17 protein-coding genes are annotated in these 17,061 nt (G+C 72.1%); 14 read left to right on the top strand and 3 right to left on the bottom strand.

The genetic code is table 11. The features are described from left to right. Positions 1-97 precede the first annotated feature (97 nt). Positions 98-991, top strand: coding sequence for an SDR family oxidoreductase (locus P1K31_RS08910; protein ID WP_276302980.1), 894 nt, complete (start codon positions 98-100; stop codon positions 989-991). Positions 992-1,030: 39 nt separating this feature from the next. Continuing rightward, positions 1,031-2,122, top strand: coding sequence for an aldo/keto reductase (locus tag P1K31_RS08905; RefSeq protein ID WP_276302979.1), 1,092 nt, complete (start codon positions 1,031-1,033; stop codon positions 2,120-2,122). 7 nt (positions 2,123-2,129) lie between these two features. Here P1K31_RS08905 and P1K31_RS08900 read toward each other — a convergent pair whose 3' ends face one another. Then, positions 2,130-2,783 carry an RNA ligase partner protein gene (locus P1K31_RS08900; RefSeq protein ID WP_276302978.1) on the bottom strand — a complete coding sequence of 218 codons (654 nt, stop codon included), beginning with the start codon at positions 2,781-2,783 and terminating at the stop codon, positions 2,130-2,132. A 118-nt stretch (positions 2,784-2,901) separates the two neighbouring features. On the opposite strand from P1K31_RS08900, the gene P1K31_RS08895 reads away from it, so the two are divergent. From P1K31_RS08895 to P1K31_RS08865, 7 genes are all read left to right on the top strand, one after another. After that, positions 2,902-4,011: an RNA ligase gene (locus P1K31_RS08895; RefSeq protein WP_276302977.1), complete on the top strand. Its 1,110-nt coding sequence runs from the start codon at positions 2,902-2,904 to the stop codon at positions 4,009-4,011. A gap of 106 nt (positions 4,012-4,117) precedes the next feature. After that, positions 4,118-5,302, top strand: a complete 1,185-nt coding sequence (locus P1K31_RS08890; protein ID WP_276302976.1) for an MFS transporter — start codon at positions 4,118-4,120, stop codon at positions 5,300-5,302. A 54-nt stretch (positions 5,303-5,356) separates the two neighbouring features. Further along, entirely contained in the window at positions 5,357-6,451 is a 1,095-nt protein-coding gene (locus P1K31_RS08885) for a glycosyltransferase family protein (RefSeq protein ID WP_276302975.1), read from the top strand. Next, on the top strand, positions 6,448-6,906 hold the full coding sequence (locus tag P1K31_RS08880) for a DUF7109 family protein (protein WP_379794330.1): 459 nt from the start codon (positions 6,448-6,450) through the stop codon (positions 6,904-6,906). Before P1K31_RS08885 ends, P1K31_RS08880 begins: the two co-directional genes overlap by 4 nt. Positions 6,907-6,963: 57 nt before the next feature. Further along, positions 6,964-7,563, top strand: coding sequence for an NUDIX hydrolase (locus P1K31_RS08875; RefSeq protein WP_276302974.1), 600 nt, complete (start codon positions 6,964-6,966; stop codon positions 7,561-7,563). Between the two features lie 67 nt (positions 7,564-7,630). Further along, positions 7,631-7,849, top strand: coding sequence for a hypothetical protein (locus P1K31_RS08870; RefSeq protein ID WP_276302973.1), 219 nt, complete (start codon positions 7,631-7,633; stop codon positions 7,847-7,849). 139 nt (positions 7,850-7,988) lie between these two features. After that, the gene (locus P1K31_RS08865; protein ID WP_276302972.1) at positions 7,989-8,846 is read left to right on the top strand and encodes a DUF7388 family protein; all 858 of its coding nucleotides are present in this window, start codon (positions 7,989-7,991) and stop codon (positions 8,844-8,846) included. Positions 8,847-8,888: 42 nt separating this feature from the next. On the opposite strand, the gene P1K31_RS08860 is transcribed toward P1K31_RS08865, so the two are convergent. Beyond that, a complete protein-coding gene (locus P1K31_RS08860; RefSeq protein ID WP_276302971.1) occupies positions 8,889-9,488 on the bottom strand; it encodes an Hsp20/alpha crystallin family protein in 600 nt (199 codons plus the stop codon). Positions 9,489-9,536: 48 nt separating this feature from the next. After that, positions 9,537-9,695: a DUF7559 family protein gene (locus tag P1K31_RS08855; protein ID WP_276302970.1), complete on the bottom strand. Its 159-nt coding sequence runs from the start codon at positions 9,693-9,695 to the stop codon at positions 9,537-9,539. A gap of 425 nt (positions 9,696-10,120) precedes the next feature. Between P1K31_RS08855 and P1K31_RS08850 the strand changes: the two genes are divergently transcribed. The 5 genes from P1K31_RS08850 (at position 10,121) to P1K31_RS08830 (ending at position 16,986) form a co-directional block, all read left to right on the top strand. Beyond that, complete coding sequence (locus P1K31_RS08850) at positions 10,121-11,308, top strand: NAD(P)/FAD-dependent oxidoreductase (protein ID WP_276302969.1); 1,188 nt, start codon at positions 10,121-10,123, stop codon at positions 11,306-11,308. Between the two features lie 112 nt (positions 11,309-11,420). Then, a complete protein-coding gene (locus P1K31_RS08845) occupies positions 11,421-11,975 on the top strand; it encodes a TspO/MBR family protein (RefSeq protein ID WP_276302968.1) in 555 nt (184 codons plus the stop codon). A 233-nt stretch (positions 11,976-12,208) separates the two neighbouring features. Continuing rightward, the gene (locus P1K31_RS08840; RefSeq protein WP_276302967.1) at positions 12,209-13,927 is read left to right on the top strand and encodes a radical SAM protein; all 1,719 of its coding nucleotides are present in this window, start codon (positions 12,209-12,211) and stop codon (positions 13,925-13,927) included. 76 nt (positions 13,928-14,003) lie between these two features. After that, positions 14,004-15,797: a flippase-like domain-containing protein gene (locus tag P1K31_RS08835; protein WP_276302966.1), complete on the top strand. Its 1,794-nt coding sequence runs from the start codon at positions 14,004-14,006 to the stop codon at positions 15,795-15,797. A 226-nt stretch (positions 15,798-16,023) separates the two neighbouring features. Continuing rightward, the gene (locus P1K31_RS08830) at positions 16,024-16,986 is read left to right on the top strand and encodes a transcription initiation factor IIB (RefSeq protein ID WP_276302965.1); all 963 of its coding nucleotides are present in this window, start codon (positions 16,024-16,026) and stop codon (positions 16,984-16,986) included. Positions 16,987-17,061: the final 75 nt, after the last annotated feature.

Raw genomic sequence — 17,061 nt, 5'->3', positions numbered from 1 at the left:
CCGTCATCCCGGGAGATGACGGAGGGTCGCCGGTGAGAACTGCCGTCCGCCCCGGCTCCGGTGTATGGCCGCGCCGAGACGCGGCCGGGGGTCGCCAGTGAGAACTGTCATCCTCGGCTGTGGCTACGTCGGCCTCGAACTCTGTCGTCGACTGGACGGCCACGACGTGACGGGCGTCCGACGCTCCGACGACGGGCTGGCCGCGGTCGAGGCGACCGGGGCGGCCGCCGTGCGGGCGGACGTGACCGACGCCGAGTCGCTCGCGTCGGTCCCCGACGTCGACGCCGTCGTCTTCGCGGCCAGTTCCGGCGGCCGCGACGCCGACGCCGCCCGGCGGGTGTTCGTGGACGGGTTGCGGACGGTCGTCGAGCACTTCGCCGCGCGCGAGGACCCGCCGGAGCGCCTTCTCTACACCTCCAGCACGGGCGTCTACGGCGATCACGGCGGCGACTGGGTCGACGAGGGGACGCGGATCGACCCGACGACCGAGAAGACGCGCGTGCTGGCGGCGGCCGAGCGGGTCGCCCGCGAGGAGGCCGCAGAGCGGGGGATCGACGGGACGGTCGTCCGCTTCGCGGGGCTGTACGGCCCCGGCCGCTACCGCCTCCGCCGGTACCTCGAGGGGCCGGTCACCGAGGGGTACCTGAACATGATCCACCGCGACGACGCGGCGGGCGTCCTCCGGTTCGTACTGGAGGAGCGCCCGCCGGACGACCTGCTGCTCGCCGCGGACGACGAACCCGCCCCGAAGTGGGAGTTCGCGGACTGGCTCGCCGACCAGTGCGGCGTCGAGCGCCCGCCGAAGCGGACGAAGGAGGAGCGCCTGGCGGCCGACGACCTCTCTGCGGCGGCGCGGCGGCGGATCCTCACGAGCAAGCGCTGCTCGAACGACCGCCTGCGCGAGCTGGGCTATGAGTTCACCTACCCGACCTACCGGGAGGGGTACCGCGCCGCGATCGAGGCCTATCTGGCCGGCGAGCCCCCCGACTGAGTGGTCCCCACCTAAGGCGCTCGGACGGGAAGGGGAGGTATGGCCACGAAGAACGGCACGTGGGCGTATCGCGACGCGTTCGACGGGTTCGCCCGCACCTATTTCCGCCGGTTCGGCGACGGCGTGGTGTCGAGCGTCGGCCTCGGCACCTACCTCGGCGACCCGACGGACGCCGTCGACGAGTCGTACCACGACACGACCGTGCGCGCGCTCGAGAGCGGCATCAACGTCGTCGACACGGCGATCAACTACCGCGCCCAGCGCTCCGAGCGAGTGGTGGGTCGCGCGCTGGCCGACGCCGACGTGGACCGCGAGGCCGTCCTGCTCGCGACGAAGGGTGGGTTCGTCCCCTTCGACCACGGCCGTCCCGCCGACCCCGCCGCGTACGTACGCGAGCAGTACGTCGACAGGGGGATCGTCGATCCCGACGACCTCGCACGGGGCATCCACTGCATCGCGCCGGGCTTTCTCGACGATCAGCTCGACCGATCGCTCTCCAACCTCGACGTCGACACGATCGATCTCTACTACGTCCACAATCCGGAGACGCAGTTGGAGGAGAACTCCCGCGAGGCGGTCTACGATCGGCTCGAGGAGGCGTTCACCCTGCTGGAGAACCGCGCGGCCGCGGGCGACGTCCGCCACTACGGCGTCGCCACCTGGCAGTGCTTCCGCGTTCCGCCCGACCACGACGCGTACCTGTCGCTGGCCGAGGTGGTGAACCGCGCCCGCGCCGCCTCCGACGCGGCGGGGACGGCGGCGACGCACCTCCGCGCGATCCAACTCCCGTTCAACGTCCACATGGCGGACGCGTTCACCGTCGAGGCCCACGAGTCGGTCGAGGGGCGCCAGAGCGCCCTCCGGTTCGCCCACGAGGCGGGCCTGAACGTCTTCACCAGCGCGTCGCTCGGGCAGGGGGAGCTCGCGCGCGAGGGGGCGATCCCCGACGCCGTCGACGCGAAGCTCGCGGGGGAGACGCCCGCCCAGCGCGCGATCAACTTCGCGCGGAGCGCGCCCGGCGTCACCTGCTCGCTCGTGGGGATGAGCGATCCCGACCACCTCGAGGAGAACCTCGCCGCCGGGACGTTCGAGCCGATGGGCGCGCGGGCGTTCGACCGAACGTTCGAGTAGTTCCCGCTCAGCGGTCGACCGCCCGGAGGTACTCCTCCAGCAGCGCGGGGAACTCCCGGCCGCGGAGGTAGCGCAGGCCGAGTTCCTCGGCCCAGTTGATGATGCCCTGGTCCTCGGTGACGACGCCCGCGTCGAGTTCGCGCGCGAGGATGAGCAGGTCGAAGTCCTCCCGTGAGTCGAGGACGCCCCGCCGCAGGGCCCCCCGGTACTTCTCGCGGAGGTCCGAGATGACGATGTCCACGCCGGTCATGTAGTCGTGATCCTCGACGGTCTCCGCGCGGGCCCGTTCGGCGCGACGGACGGCCTCCTCGGAGACGCGCAGGCCGCGGTCCACGCGGTCGTTCATCTCCTCTACGAACCGGTAGACGATCTCCGCGGGGACCGACACCTCGTAGCGCGCGGGGTTCTTCCGGATGACCCAGGTGTTGAGCTTCGAGATCGTCTCGTCGGACACGTCGCGGTCCGCGAGGATGGTCGTCAGTTCGCGGTGGATCGACGGCGGCATGTAACAGGAGATGTTGAGCGTCAGCTTCGCCGCCGCGACGGCGTCGAGCAGGCGGTCGAGCGCCTCCGCGAGCGTCTCGTCCTCCCGCCGGATCTCGTTGGTGAGGAACGCCGACGTATCCAGCACGAATCGCTGTCTGAGCGGGTAGTCGGCCATGCGTGGTACCCGTTCGCGTCCCGGGGAGATATATCATACCCGCGGCGAGGCGGACGTGGCCGGCGCGCCGCACTCGCCGACGACTCGCTTTTGTCCCTGCGGGCGGTACGTTCGTGCCATGAGTTACCACGAGTCGTTGGGGGTGTCTCGTGCTGACTTCGAGGCGCTCGCCGAGCACTTCCAGGATCGGGTCTACGAGGGGCGGCGCTACCGCGCGCTCCCGGACGCCCGGGGGTCGCTCGAACGCGGGACCGCGCTCCTCGACGGCGTCGTGATTCGGGGGTTCCCGAAGGTGCCCCGGACGTTCGTCCTCGGGGAGGGAGTCCCCCGGCACTTCGACGGCCCGTTCGTCGTCGAGGAGAAGCTGAACGGCTACAACGTCCGGGTCGTCCGCGTCGAGGGGGACGTCCTCGCGTTCACGCGCGGCGGGCTGCTCTGCCCGTTCACGACGTGGGCGGCGCGGGATCGGCTCCCCGTCGAGGCGTACTTCGACGCGCACCCCGAGTCGATGCTCTGCGCGGAGGCGATCGGCCCCGAGAACCCCTACACCACCCACGACTACCCGGAGGTCGAATCGCTCGCCTTCCGGGTGTTCGACGTCCGGGACCGAACGACCGGCGCGCCCCTCCCCGTCGCGGAGCGCCGGGAGCGCTGTGCGGCGTTCGACCTGCCCTCGGTCCGGCAGTTCGGGACGTACCGTCCGGAGGGGTCGGCCGCCGAACTCCGCTCGATCGTCGACCGCCTCGACGCCGAGGGTCGCGAGGGGGTGGTGACGAAGTCGCTCGACGGCTCGAGGCTGCTCAAGTACACGACGAGCGCGGCCAACCGCGGCGACCTGGCGTACGCCTTCTCCGTCCCCTTCGACTACGGCCGGGACTTCGTGTTCCGGCGGCTCGTCCGGGAGGCGTTCCAGTCGGTGGAGTGGGGCGAGGACGCGCCGACGCGCGCCGAGCGCGCCCGGGCGGTCGGCGAGGCGATCCTCGAACCGATGGCCGAGACGTTCGAGGCGGTGGCCGACGGCGATCTCGCGGGCCAGCGCCACACCGTCCGGGGGCCGCCGGCCGTCGTCGAGGCGCTGCTCGCGCACCTCCGGGAGCAGGGCATCCACGTCGTCGTCGAGGCGGACGCCGTCGAGGACGGCGAGCGCGTCGTCACCTACCTGAAGCGGATGGCGGCGACGACCGACAGGACGCGGGCGTACCTCGACGGGGCGATCGTCCGGGAGTAGCGGGAGTAGCACTCGACCGCCGATCCGTGACACGCGCTGGCGCGGATTCCGGTAGGTAGTGCCCGCTTCCGGAAGGTTTGAACGGATCCGGGCGGAACTCGGAGGTGTGTCTCGTCGTCAGTTGTTCGGGTCGCTGTGCGCGATGGTCTTTCTCGTGAACCTCGCCCGGGTCATCTACGCCCCGCTCCTCGTCCCCCTCCAGCAGACGTTCGGCGTCACGGAGGCGACGCTCGGCATCATCACGGCTCTGGCGTGGTTCGGGAGCGCGAGCCCCAGGTTTCCGGCAGGGTACCTCCTCACGAAGACCTCCCGGATGACCGTCGTCGTCGGGTCGGGCGTCCTGCTCACCGGATCGGCGCTGCTCGCCGCCGTCGCGCCCTCCGTGCGGGTCATCATGGTCGGCGCGTTCTGCATGGGGCTCGCGAGCGGCCCGTACTTCATCGCCGCCGGGCCGCTGCTGAGCGAACTCTTCCCGCGTCGGGTCGGTCGCGTCCTCGGCGTCCACGGCGCGGCGAGCCAGTTCGCCGCCGTCGGGGCCGCGCCGTTCGTCATCGCGGTCCTCGCGTTCGGATCGTGGCGGGCGACCTTCTACGTCATCGCCGCCGTCACCGCCGCCGTCACCGTCGCCATCTACCTCGTGGGGCGGCGGACGGCCCTGCCCGAGGCGGGGAGGGCCGACCGCGACCTCCTCGGGGCGGCGCGCGCGCAGTGGCGCATCATCGTCGCGGGTATCGCCTTCGTCAGCCTCACGGGCTTCGTCTGGAACGGCGTGTTCAACTTCTACGTCATCTACATGATGCAGGCGAAGTCGCTCTCCGAGCCGATGGCGAACGCGCTGCTCACCGTGCTGTTCGCGTCGGGCATCCCCGCGTTCGTCGTGGGCGGGGATCTCGCCGAGCGACTCCCGACGGTGCCGTTCATCATCGGCATCTCGGTCGCGTTCGCGCTCTCGCTGCTCGCGCTCACGAGCGTCTCGGGGCTGGTCGCCGTCGTCGCCCTTACAGCGGTCGTCGGCTTCGTCGTCCACTGCCTCTTCCCGGCGACGGACACCTACATCCTCGGGTCGGTGCCCGACCAGCACCGCGCGAGCACGTACGCCGTCTTCAGCGGGACGATGATGCTCCCGCAGGCGGGCGGGTCGATCGCCTTCGGCGTCGTCCGGGACGCGGGGTTCGGCTGGGACCCGCTCACGCGGGGTGCCGCGCTCGTCCTCCTGCTCGCGATGGGAGGGTTGTTCGGCCTCTACGCCGACGGGCGACTCCCGGCGACGGGCGCTCCGGTCAAGCACTGACCGCTCGGAGCGACACGACGGAACTTTTGGGTCGGCGGCTCCGATCCACTTCCGATGGAATACGTACAGGAGCGCGTGACGACGCTCCACGACTTCGCCGACCCCGTCCCCGACGCGCCCGTGGACCGGGCGGCGGTGGTCGTTCCGATGACCGAGCGCGAGCACGCCAGCCTCGCCGCCGAGCGCACGTTCGCGACGCTCGAACGGCTCGACCCGGGTCGCGTCGTCGTCGCCCTCCGGGCGGGCGAGGGGCGCGTCGGCGCGGTCCGCGACTGGCTCTCCGGATACGACCTCTCCTGCGAGGTGCTCTGGTGCGACGGGCCGGGCGTCGGGGCGCTGCTCGCCGACGCCGGCCTCGACGGGGCGCGGGGGAAGGGACGGGACGTCTGGCTGGCGCTCGGGGTCGCCGCCGCGAGCGAGCAGTTCGTCGTCGTCCACGACGCGGACGCGAAGGGGTACTCCGAGCGCCACGTGCGCCGCCTGCTCTTCCCGCTCGAACGCGGCCACGACTTCTCGAAGGGGTACTACGCCCGCGTCGAGAACGACCGCCTCTACGGGCGACTCTTCAGGCTGTTCTACGCGCCGCTCGTCCGGGCGCTCGCCGAGCGCCACGACGCGCCGCTCGTCGACTATCTCGACGCGTTCCGCTACGCCCTCTCCGGGGAGTTCGCCGCCAGCGGGTCGCTCGTCCGGCGATTCCGGGTCCCCCGCGGCTGGGGGCTCGAGGTCGGCACGCTCGGCGACGCCTTCCGCGAGGCGGGCTTCGCCGGCACCGCACAGGTCGACCTCGGCGTCCACGAGCACGACCACCGCGCCGTCTCCGGCCCGAGCGGGCTGGGCGACATGAGCGAGCAGGTGGGCGCGGCGCTCCTCCACGCGCTCGCCGACGCCGGCGTCCGACCCGAGTTCGACGCGCTCCGCGGGACCTACCGCGAGGCCGCGGCGACGCTCGTCGAGCAGTACGCCGCGGACGCCGCGTTCAACGGCCTCGACTACGATCGGGGAGAGGAGCGCGAGCAGGTGGCGGCCTACGCCGACGCCGTCCGCCCGCCGGGCGCGGACGACCGCCTCCCCGCCTGGGACGACGCGCCGATCGCGCCCGCGGCCGTCAGCGAGGCGGCGCGCGAGGACCTGGAGGGGGTCGCGTGAGCGACCCGATCGACCTCGACGGCGACGACCTCGCGGGCGTCGTCGACCTCTTCGGCGCGCTCACCCGCGAGGAACTCGACCGCGCGCTCGCGGAACTCGCGTTCAAGCGGGACGCCGACCCGCCCGACGCGCGGATAATCGAGCGGGCGCTCGCCGACTACGAACTCGTCGCCCACGACGGCCGGCTGGTGCCCGGCCCCGCCGCGTTCCCGGCCCTCCCCGAGGGCGCGGCGGACCTCCCCCACATCCTCGACGTGGAACCCCGCTCGCCCGACCGCGACGCCGTCGCGCGCACCGTCGAGGAGCGGTTCCGCGCCGAGACCGCCCGGGCGCTCGCCGACGGGGACGACGCCGCGGTCGCCCGCCTGCTCGACGCGAGCTACGACCTCGAGGCGTGGGGGCCGATCGACCTGGGAGACGCCCGCCGTCGGCTCGACGACGCGCGCGAACCCTGAGCGCTGCTACCGGAGCGCTTGCGCAGGACGTAAGCCGATTCCGTCCGAGAGGGGGGTATGGACCTGTCGCGGGTGGCCGCCCACGAGCCGGTCGAGGTGACCGACGAGGAGCGCGAGGCGGCCGTGCTGGTGCCGCTCGTCGCCCGCGACGACGGCCCGCACCTCCTCTTCACGAAGCGCGCCGACCACCTCGGCGAGCACCCCGGGCAGATGAGCTTCCCCGGGGGCGGTCGGGAACCAGGCGACGACGACCTCCTCGCGACCGCCCTTCGGGAGGCGAACGAGGAGATCGGCCTCGACCCGGGCGACGTGGAGGTGATCGGCCGCCTGGACGACATCCGCACCGTCACCAGCTACTCGGTCCGGCCGTTCGTCGCCCGGATCCCCGACCGCGAGTACGCGCCCGACGAGCGCGAGGTGGCCGAGATCGCCGTCCTCTCGATCGCCGACCTCACCGACCTCGACAACTACGACTCCGAGCGCCGCGAGCACCCCCACTACGGGGACATCAGGCTGCACTTCTTCCGCGTCGACGGCTACACGGTGTGGGGCGCGACGGGCCGGATGCTGGTCCAGTTCCTCGAACTCGCCACCGACTGGCGGCAACCCGAGGGGGTCGACCGGGTGGTGGACCCCGACGCGGACTTCCCGGTCTGACTCACACTCGAACCGCCCGCACACTCTCGATCGAAAGAGTGTTTACGCGACTGACTAATAATTCCGTATGCGAAGGAGATTCGAGGACCCGGAGTGGCTCCTGGAGGGCGCGGTCCGAATCGGCGCGATCGTCGCCGTCACCCTCCTCGTCTCGGGCACGTTCTCGCTGCTCGGGTCGGCGTTCCCGTTCGGTCTCGACGCGTTCTTCGAGTTCGTCGCCGCCGTCGTCCGGTACGCCGGGCTCATCACCGCCCTGATGTACGCCGTCGCGCGGGCGACGCGGTGAGTCCGGACCGCGCGGTCGCTACACTCGCGCCGAGCGACACCCTTATCCGACGAACGGACCTCCCCCACGCATGGTCGCACACGCGGCTGATCGAGTTCCGCACCGACTGTAGACACTTCTGCGTGACCGGGGTGACGCGATGCTGACCCAGCGGACGCTCTCCGCCGCCGGCATCGACGCCGTCGCGCTGAAGCCCACCGAGTGCGACGTGCGCGACGCGCTCTCGCTCGGCGTCGACACCGTCGTCGTCGACTACGAGGGGCGGGAACACCTGCCCGGCGCGGCGACGCTGCGCGCACTCGCCGCCGAGTCGACGGTCTACCTCACCACGCCCGTCCGCGCGGACGGGTTCGACCCACTGGGCGACGACTCGCTCGCCGACCTCCCCGAGGGCGTCGGCCGGGTGCTCGTCGCGGGCAACGCGGCGTACCTCGCCGACGCCGAGCGGAAACGGGCGATCGCCCCGCGCCTCCGGGCCGCGCTCGACGGGATCGCCGAGGGCGCGGGCGTCGACCCGTCGCCCGCGCCCTGGGTCGGCACCGAGGGCGTAGAGCGCCTCGCGCTGGCGGCGACCTCCGAACCCGGAGACGGGTCCGGAGGCGCTTCGAGCGACGGCCGCGCCGGCGCGTCCCCCGTCCAGTACGATCTCCTGGGCCGCACCACCGAGCGGGAACTGCGCGCGCTCCGGACCGTCGGCTTCGAGGGCGACGTGGCCGTCTACGCGCCCACCGTGCTCACCGACGACGACGACGCGATCCTCGACGCGGTGGGGGCGTACGTCGCCCGCCGGCGGGCCGTCGCTCGGGCGCTCCCCGAGGGTGGTCACGCCGACCGACGGGCGACGGGACGCGCCCGCGAAGTGCTGCTCGCCGCCGCGCGCGACTTCGCGCTCGTCGGGACCGCGGAGGAGGTGCGCGAGCAGGTCGCCGCGCTCCGCGCGGCGGGCGCGACCACCGTCGTCTGCTACCCGGCCCGCGGGCTACGCGCGTTCACGTAGCGAGGGGGAGGGACGGCGCTGTTCGGGGCGTCGCCCGCGGTTTCAGGCCCCGCGCTCGTCGTCTTCGTCCTCTCCGCCGTCCGGTCCGTCGCCCTCGACGTCCGCGCCGGGGGCGTCAGAGTGGACATCCGTCGCCGCGCTCCCCTCGGCGGCGTCGCTCCCCGTCGCCTCGCCCCCCTCCCGGTTCGCGCCCGCGCTCACGTCCACGTTCGTGTCCGCGTTCGCGCCCTCCACCTCCTCCTCCGTCGAGACGGCGACGTCTCGCCCCCTACCGCTCTTGGGGATCCGCACCCGCAGCGTGCCGTTGCTCGCGAGCGTCGCCTCCGCCGCCCGCGGGTCGACGTCAACGCTCTCCGGGAGGGCCACCGAGGCGTCGAGGGAGAGCCCCCGGCCGGGGATGCGCATCTCGTAGTTCTCGTAGTAGTCGCGAAAGCGGTCGATGCGGACGCGGACGGTGTTCTGGTCGAAGCGAACGTCGACGTCCTCCCCGGTCGCGCCGGGGGCGTCGAACACCGCGAGGTAGGCGTCCTCGCTCTCGAGCAGGTCGACTGACAGCGGGGTGCGCTCCTGGACGCGGCTGGAGAACTTCCCCACGCCGTCGAGGACGACGCTCTCGACTCGCTCGCTCAGGTCCTTCAACATGGTCCCCGATTCGAACGAGAGCGGCTTATCGGTTGCCCCGACCGGGGCTCAGAGGACGATCTCCTCGAGATCGTCGGTCGACCCGCAGTACGGACAGGAGAAGTCACCGACCGCGGTGTCGTCGGGCATGTCGTAGGTGTAGTGGAGTTCGAACATGTCGAGTTCGCACTCCGAATTCGTGCACTTGACCTCGAGCGTCTTCGGCATAGTCACGGCTACGAACGGGTCGCTAATCAATTCCACGGGGCGAGGACGGCGGTGCGCGGTCGCCCCCCGCCACCACCGCAGTCGCCCCGCCGAACGGCGCGTCCTCCGCCGCGCGGTCACCGTCGTTCGATTTCGCGACGAGTTAAGCCGCGGCGCGGCGAGCGTCCCGTATGCGACTCGCCGCACCGACCGCGACGCTCCGCCCGACGGGAAGCACCGGAGAGGCAGCGACGAGAACCGCTGCCCGCCCCGGTTCCGGTGTACGGCCGCGCCGAGACGCGGCCGGGGGTCGCCGGTGAGAACTGCTGCCCTCCCCGGTTCCGGTGATCCGTCATCCCGGGAGATGACGGAGGGTCGCCGGTGAGAACTGCCGTACGCCCCGGTTCCGGTGTACGGCCGCGCCGAGACGCGGCCGGGGGTCGCCAGTGAGAACTGCCGTCCTCGGCGCGGGGGCGATCGGCACCACCGCCGCGTACGACCTGGCGACGCGCGGCGCGGACGTGACCGTCTTCGAGCGCGAGTCCGTCGCCTCGGGGAGCAGCGGGCGGGCGTCTGGCCTCTGCTACGACGCCTACGCCGAGCGCACCGACGCCGCCGTGGGCGACTGGGCGCTCGAACGCTTCCGAACGCTCTCGGGGACCGGCGACTTCGAGTTCACCGACCGCCCGTACGTCTGGCTGGCGCGCGAGGGCGACGAGCGCCGCGCCGCGGCCATCCGCGAACAGGTCGGCCGGATGCGCGAGCACGGCCGGGACGTGTCGCTCCTCTCCGGCGCGGCCCTCGGGGATCGCTTTCCGGCGCTCGAAACGGACGACGTGGCGGTCGCGGCCGTCGCGGAGAACGCGGGCCACGCCGACCCCGCGAGCTACGCCGCCGCGATGGCCGATCGCGCGCGGGCGGCCGGCGCGACCATCCGCGAGCGCACGCCGGCGACGCTCCGGGAGCGGACCGAGGGGGACGAGGGGCCGGTCGTCGAGACGGACGGCGGGCGGGAGGCGTTCGACGCGGTGCTCGTCGCGGCGGGCGCGCACACCCGACGGGTGCTCGCGGCGGCGGGGATCGCCGTCCCGCTCAAGCCCTACCGCGTGCAGGCGCTCGTCACCGGGCCGACGCCGGCGCGGGACGACCTCCCGATGTTCTTCGACGCCACCGGGGGCTACTACCTCCGGCCGTACGGCGCGGGCCTGCTCGTCGGCGACGGCACCGAACCGGTGGAGCGCGACCCCGACGACTGGGACCGCGGGGCCGACGACTGGTTCGTCGAGGACTGCGCGGAATATCTGTCGGCTGCGCTCGGGGAGGCCTTCGGCGCGGAGGGGGCGGACGCGTCCGGCGCGAGCGGGGCGACGGCGCTCCCCGTCGAGCGCGCCTGGGCGGGCCTCTGCACGGCGACGCCGGACGGCGACCCGCTCCTCGGGGAGTGCGCGCCCGGGGTCTACGTCGCCGCGGGCTGGCAGGGCCACGGCTTCATGCGCGCGCCGGCGCTGGGCGAGGTGATCGCCGAGGAGATGCTTGGCGGCGAGGGGATCGTGGGCTTCGCCCCGACGCGCTTCGACGGGGACGAGGACTTCCGGATCGTGGAGGGGATGGACGTGGCGGTGGAACCGGAGTGAGGTGAGGCCGCTGTCGGTCGTCGCGTCGGTGCGATGGACGCGACACGGTCGACGGACGGGCCGACCGCACGCAGTACTAACTGGGCGGGCGTCGTAGGGCGAGCGAGTTCCGATGACCGTACACCGAAACGGATCGACGACGCGCGCGAAGGGCGACGACGCGCCGCGGGGCGCGCTCTCGCGCGAGGACTGGCCGGGGCTCGCGCTCGCCGTCGCCTTCTGCGAACTGGCGGGGATCGTCCCGGGGATCGTCACCCGCGAGGACGTCGCCGCGCTGAACGAGCGGGAGACGGTCGATCCCGACATCGCGCCGCCGGGGTGGGTCGTCCCGCTCGTCTGGAACGTCCTGTTCGCGCTGATGGGTATCGCCCTCTACCTCGTGTGGCGCGACGCCGGCGACACCCCGGAGGGGAAGGTCGCAGTCGGCTTCTTCTCGGCGCAACTCGGCCTGAACGTCGCGTGGTCGTTCGTCGCCTTCGGCTCGCGGGCGCGGAACACCTACCTCGTCGGCTTCGCGATGATCGTCCCGCTGCTGCTCGCCGTGGCGGTGACCGTCGTCGCGTTCGCCCGCGTCAGCCTGCGGGCGGCGCTGCTGCTCGTCCCGTACCTCGCGTGGGTGAGCTTCGCGACCGTCCTCTGCTATCGGGGATGGCGGCTGAACCGGTAGGGAGCGAACACGGGACACTTCCGTGCTACACGTTCGATCGATCCCGTCACGAACGTCTCGAAAGCCCTCGCCCTTTCAGTCCACCAGGGCGACGCTCGCCCGGTCTGCACCGCGGATCAAATGATCGACACGTGCGTCCTGGTGGACTCGAGGGCGTTCGAGTCGGTGGCTGTCGAAGCGCAGACTGCAGCAGGTAGTCACCGTTTTACGCGCTCGTCCACTCACACCCTCCAATGACCGATCCGGCGACGCTCGACGTGACGCTCGTGGACGGCTACGTCGACGAGCCGGCGCACTTCGGCGTCCCGCCGTACGTCTCGACCTACCCGCGCTACGTCGCGGGCGCGCTGGTGGACGCCGGCGTCCCCGAAGAGCGCATCACCTACCACACCATCGACGCGCTCCGAGAGGACCAGCGCCGGTGGCGCGACGTGGAGGAGGCGGACCTGTTCGTCTACGTCGGCGGGATGACCGTCCCCGGTAAGTACGTCGGCGGCACGCCCGCCGAACCCGACGAGGTGCGCCGCATGGCGTGGACCGCGACGGGGACGACGCTGATGGGCGGGCCGGTCCGCTTCGGCGTCGGCGAGCAGAACGAGGGCGCGAGCGACACGGAGCGCAGGGACCTCGACTACGACTTCGTCGCCAAGGGGGACGTGGAGGCCGCCGCCCACGACCTCGTGGCGAACGGGCTGGAGGGGTTCGGGAACCGTATGCGTGACGTGGAGGAGGTGACGCGGTGGGCCGAGCGCGGCGCGTTCGTCGTCGATGATCACCCCAACCACCCCGACTACCTCATCGCCGAACTGGAGACGGGGCGGGGCTGTCCCTACCGCTGCTCGTTCTGTACCGAACCGCTGTACGGCGACGCCACCTTCCGCCCGCCGGAGACCGTCGTCGCGGAGGTGGAGGCGCTCTACGAGCGTGGCGTCCGGCACTTCCGGCTGGGGCGGCAGGCCGACATCCTCGCCTACGGCGGCGACGGCGAGCGGCCGAACCCCGACGCGCTCCGGGCGCTCTACGGCGGGATCCGCGATGTGGCTCCCGCCCTCGGGACGCTCCACCTCGACAACATGAACCCGGTCACGATCGCGCGGTGGCCGGAGCTGTCGAGGGAGGGGATCGAGGTGATCGCGCGGCACAACACGCCCGGCGACACGGCCGCCTTCGGCCTGGAGTCGGCCGACCCCGTCGTCCAGGAGGAGAACAACCTCAACGTGAGCGCCGAGGAGTGCTTCGAGGCGGTCCGGATCGTCAACGAGGCGGCGGGGTGGCGGCCGGGAGCGGGGGACGCGCCCGCCGAGGACGGGGACGCGACGCGCCTCCCGAAGCTCCTGCCGGGGATCAACCTCCTGCACGGGCTGAAGGGCGAGCGGCGGGAGACCTACGAGCTGAACAAGGCGTTCCTCCGGCGGGTGTACGACGAGGGGCTGATGCTCCGCCGAATTAACATCCGGCAGGTGATGGCCTTCGCGGGGACCGAGATGTCGAAGACCGGGTCGGCCATCGCCAAGGAACACAAGAAGCCCTTCAAGCGGTACAAGCGGGAGGTGCGCGAGGAGATCGACAACCCGATGCTGCGGCGGGTCGCGCCCGTCGGCACCCGCCTGCGCGACGTCCACCTTGAGTACCACAGGGACGGCCGGACGTTCGGTCGTCAGCTGGGGACCTACCCGCTCCTCGTGGCGATTCCGGGCGAGCGCGACCTCGGGACGACGGTCGACGTGGCGGTGACCGACCACGGCTACCGCTCGGTGACGGGCGTCCCCTACCCGCTCGACGTGAACGCCGCGTCGATGGACGAGCTGACGGCGATTCCGGGGGTGGGCCGGCAGCGCGCGGGCAACCTCGTCGTGGACCGGCCGTTCGCCTCCGTCGCGGATGCCGCGGAGCGCGCCGGCGTCGATCTCGCGGACTTCGCCACCGTCCGGACGCCGGAGAGAGCCGACTGACCCCGTTCCCGTCGGGACCGTCCCGTCTCGTGACCCATGGGCAAGGCACTTATTCGTCCGTGCCGACCGGCGATCAATGACCGAGGTGAGCGTCGTCCTCCCCGCCTACAACGAGGAGACGACGATCGAGCGGACCGTCGAGCGGACCCTCGAGGCGCTCGCCTCGTTTCTCCCGGCCGACTCGTTCGAGGTGCTCGTCGCGGAGGACGGCTGCGACGACCGGACGCCCGAGATCGCCGCGCGCATCGCCGGCGGCGACCGCCGCGTCCGGCACGTCCACTCCGACGACCGCCTCGGCCGCGGCGGCGCGCTGGTGCGGGCGTTCCGCCTCGCGGAGGGCGAGACGCTGGTCTACCTCGACACCGACCTCGCGACGGGGATGGACCACCTGGAGGAACTGGTCGAGAGCGTCCGCTCTGCGGGGTACGACGTGGCGACCGGGTCGCGGCTCGTCCCCGGACACGTGGTCGGTCGCCCCGCGAAGCGCGCCGTCCCGAGTCGCGGGTTCAACGCCGCCGCTCGGCTCCTGCTCGGGTCGCGCCTGCGCGACCACCAGTGCGGGTTCAAGGCGTTCGACCGCGGGGCGCTCTTCGCGCTCCTCGACGACGTCCGGGACGAGCACTGGTTCTGGGACACGGAAGTGCTCGTCCGCGCCCAGCGGCGGGGGTATCGGATCAGGGAGTTCCCCGTGGAGTGGATCCCGCGCGAGGAGACGAAGGTGGACCTCGTGCGCGACGTGCTCGGCATGGGGAGTCAGCTCCTGCGCTGCTGGTGGGAGCTCGCCGTCGCCCCGCGTCTCACGCCCCGCGCGACGGTCGCGAGCGGCGTCCTGCTCGTCGCGCTCGCGACCGCGCTGATGACGCTCTACATCGACTTCGGGGCCGTCCTCGCGGAGATGAGCGCGGCCGACCCACTCCCGGTCGCCCTCGCGGCCGCCGCGTACGCGCTGTCGTGGCCGCTGCGCGGCGGTCGCTACCGCGACATCCTCTCGGAACTCGGCTACGACGCGTCGCTCGGCTTCCTCACCGGCGCGGTGTTCATCAGCCAGACGGGGAACCTCGTCTTCCCGGCGCGCGCCGGCGATGCCGTCCGCGCCTACGTGGTGAAGGTCAGGCGGGGCGTCCCCTACCCGTCGGGCTTCGCCTCGCTCGCCGTCGAACGGGTCTTCGACCTGCTCACCATCACGGTCCTCGCCGGAACGGTGCTGTTCGGACTCTCCGCTGCCGGTTGGGCGGACCCCTCGGGCCTCGACGGGATTCCGGCGGCCTACCGACGGAGCGGCGAGACGGCGCTCGCCGTCTCGGCCGCGATGGCCGTCGCCGCGTTCCTCGCGGTGTGGCTCGTGGTCGTCGGCGCGCGGGGCGACGGAACCCTCGTCCGCCGCGCCGTCGCCCGCGTCAGCACCGACTCCTACGCCGGCTACGTCGCCGACGTGATCGAGCGATTCGTCGCCGACGTGGGGACGGTCGCGAGCGACCCCCGGGCGTTCGCCCGGATCGGGGCGTCGAGCCTGGCGATCTGGACGCTCGACGTCGTCACCGCGCTCCTCGTCCTCGTCGCCTTCGACGTGGGGCTCTCGCCGGTCGTCCTCGTCGCCGTCGGGTTCTTCGCGGTGAGCGTCGGCAACCTCGCCAAGGTGCTCCCGCTGTCGCCGGGCGGGGTCGGCCTCTACGAGGGTGCGTTCACGCTGCTGGTCGTCGGGTTGACGCCCGTCGGGTTCGCCGCGGCGTTCGGGGCGGCCATCGTCGATCACGCCGTGAAGAACGTCATCACCGTCGCCGGGGGCGTCGCCTCGACCGTCGCGCTCAACGTCTCGCTCGCGACGGCGGTCGAGGAGAGCCGCGACGTGGAGCGCGTCGAGGTGGACTGACGACCCCGGATCGCGGAGTGACGGCGACACGGTAAATAAACGGGGACGGAGCGGTCCTCCAGAGCGAACGGTACGCGCCGCTCGGCGTTTTCGCTCCCCCCGGAGGGCGAGATTCATATAATCGGTATCGGAACCATTAAGAAGCTTTCGGGCTAAGGGACCGTACCAGACAACTGTCCGGGATTTTCGGGGGTCTCTCCTGCCCGGATAGCACACGCCCTCACCAATGAGTGATTCGAACACGCGAACGCGCGAACGACAGACCGAAGAAGAACAGTCCGACGAGCGAGAGGGACTCGACTGCCCGGAGTGCGGCGGGAGCCTGATCAGCGACACGGAGCACGGCGAGACGGTGTGCGCCGAGTGCGGCCTCGTCGTCGAGGAGGACAGCATCGACCGCGGCCCCGAGTGGCGCGCCTTCGACTCCCGGGAGAAGGACAAGAAGTCCCGCGTCGGCGCGCCGACGACGAACATGATGCACGACAAGGGGCTGTCGACCAACATCGACTGGCGCGACAAGGACGCCTACGGCAACTCGCTCGGATCGCGCCAGCGCGCGAAGATGCAGCGCCTGCGCAAGTGGAACGAGCGCTTCCGCACCCGCGACTCGAAGGAGCGCAACCTCAAGCAGGCGCTGGGCGAGATCGATCGGATGGCCAGCGCGCTCGGCCTCCCCGAGAACGTCCGGGAGATGGCGAGCGTCATCTACCGCCGCGCGCTCGACGAGAACCTCCTGCCCGGCCGCTCCATCGAGGGCGTCGCCACCAGCGCCGTCTACGCGGCGGCGCGCCAGGCCGGCGTCCCCCGCAGCCTCGACGAGATCGCGGACGTCTCCCGCGTCGAGAAGAGCGAGATCGCGCGCACCTACCGCTACGTGGTGCGGGAACTCGGACTCGAGGTGAAACCGGCGGATCCGGAGAGTTACGTCCCGCGCTTCGCCAGCGCGCTCGGCCTGAGCGACGAGGCCGAGAACCGCGCGCGCCGCCTCCTCCGCAACGCGAAGGAGAAGGGCGTCCACTCCGGGAAGTCCCCCGTCGGGCTCGCCGCGGCCGCCGTCTACGCCGCCGCGTTGCTGACCAACGAGAAGACGACCCAGGCCGCGGTGAGCGAGGTCGCGGACATCTCCGAGGTCACCATCCGCAACCGGTACCACGAACTCCTCGAGGCCGAGCAGGACATCCCGGTCTAGGTCGGTTTTCACGGCTGCTCTTCCCGCGTCCAGCGTCCGCCACGGCCCTCGCTCCTGCCGGTCGCTCCCTGATCG

The sequence above is a fragment of the Halomarina halobia genome, assembly GCF_029338575.1.
Lineage (GTDB): Archaea > Halobacteriota > Halobacteria > Halobacteriales > Haloarculaceae > Halomarina > Halomarina halobia.
Note: the sequence above shows the minus strand (reverse complement) of the source record. Positions and strands in the feature narration are given on the sequence as shown.

Bases quoted from the DNA above. Each gene is read 5' to 3' on its own strand.
- P1K31_RS08905 (WP_276302979.1), top strand. From the start codon at position 1,031: ATGGCCACGAAGAACGGCACGTGGGCGTATCGCGACGCGTTCGACGGG.
- P1K31_RS08830 (WP_276302965.1), top strand. From the start codon at position 16,024: ATGAGTGATTCGAACACGCGAACGCGCGAACGACAGACCGAAGAAGAA.
- P1K31_RS08900 (WP_276302978.1), bottom strand. From the start codon at position 2,783: ATGGCCGACTACCCGCTCAGACAGCGATTCGTGCTGGATACGTCGGCG.
- P1K31_RS08845 (WP_276302968.1), top strand. From the start codon at position 11,421: ATGACCGTACACCGAAACGGATCGACGACGCGCGCGAAGGGCGACGAC.
- P1K31_RS08835 (WP_276302966.1), top strand. From the start codon at position 14,004: ATGACCGAGGTGAGCGTCGTCCTCCCCGCCTACAACGAGGAGACGACG.
- P1K31_RS08840 (WP_276302967.1), top strand. From the start codon at position 12,209: ATGACCGATCCGGCGACGCTCGACGTGACGCTCGTGGACGGCTACGTC.
- P1K31_RS08875 (WP_276302974.1), top strand. From the start codon at position 6,964: ATGGACCTGTCGCGGGTGGCCGCCCACGAGCCGGTCGAGGTGACCGAC.
- P1K31_RS08870 (WP_276302973.1), top strand. From the start codon at position 7,631: ATGCGAAGGAGATTCGAGGACCCGGAGTGGCTCCTGGAGGGCGCGGTC.
- P1K31_RS08865 (WP_276302972.1), top strand. From the start codon at position 7,989: ATGCTGACCCAGCGGACGCTCTCCGCCGCCGGCATCGACGCCGTCGCG.
- P1K31_RS08895 (WP_276302977.1), top strand. From the start codon at position 2,902: ATGAGTTACCACGAGTCGTTGGGGGTGTCTCGTGCTGACTTCGAGGCG.
- P1K31_RS08860 (WP_276302971.1), bottom strand. From the start codon at position 9,488: ATGTTGAAGGACCTGAGCGAGCGAGTCGAGAGCGTCGTCCTCGACGGC.
- P1K31_RS08855 (WP_276302970.1), bottom strand. From the start codon at position 9,695: ATGCCGAAGACGCTCGAGGTCAAGTGCACGAATTCGGAGTGCGAACTC.
- P1K31_RS08885 (WP_276302975.1), top strand. From the start codon at position 5,357: ATGGAATACGTACAGGAGCGCGTGACGACGCTCCACGACTTCGCCGAC.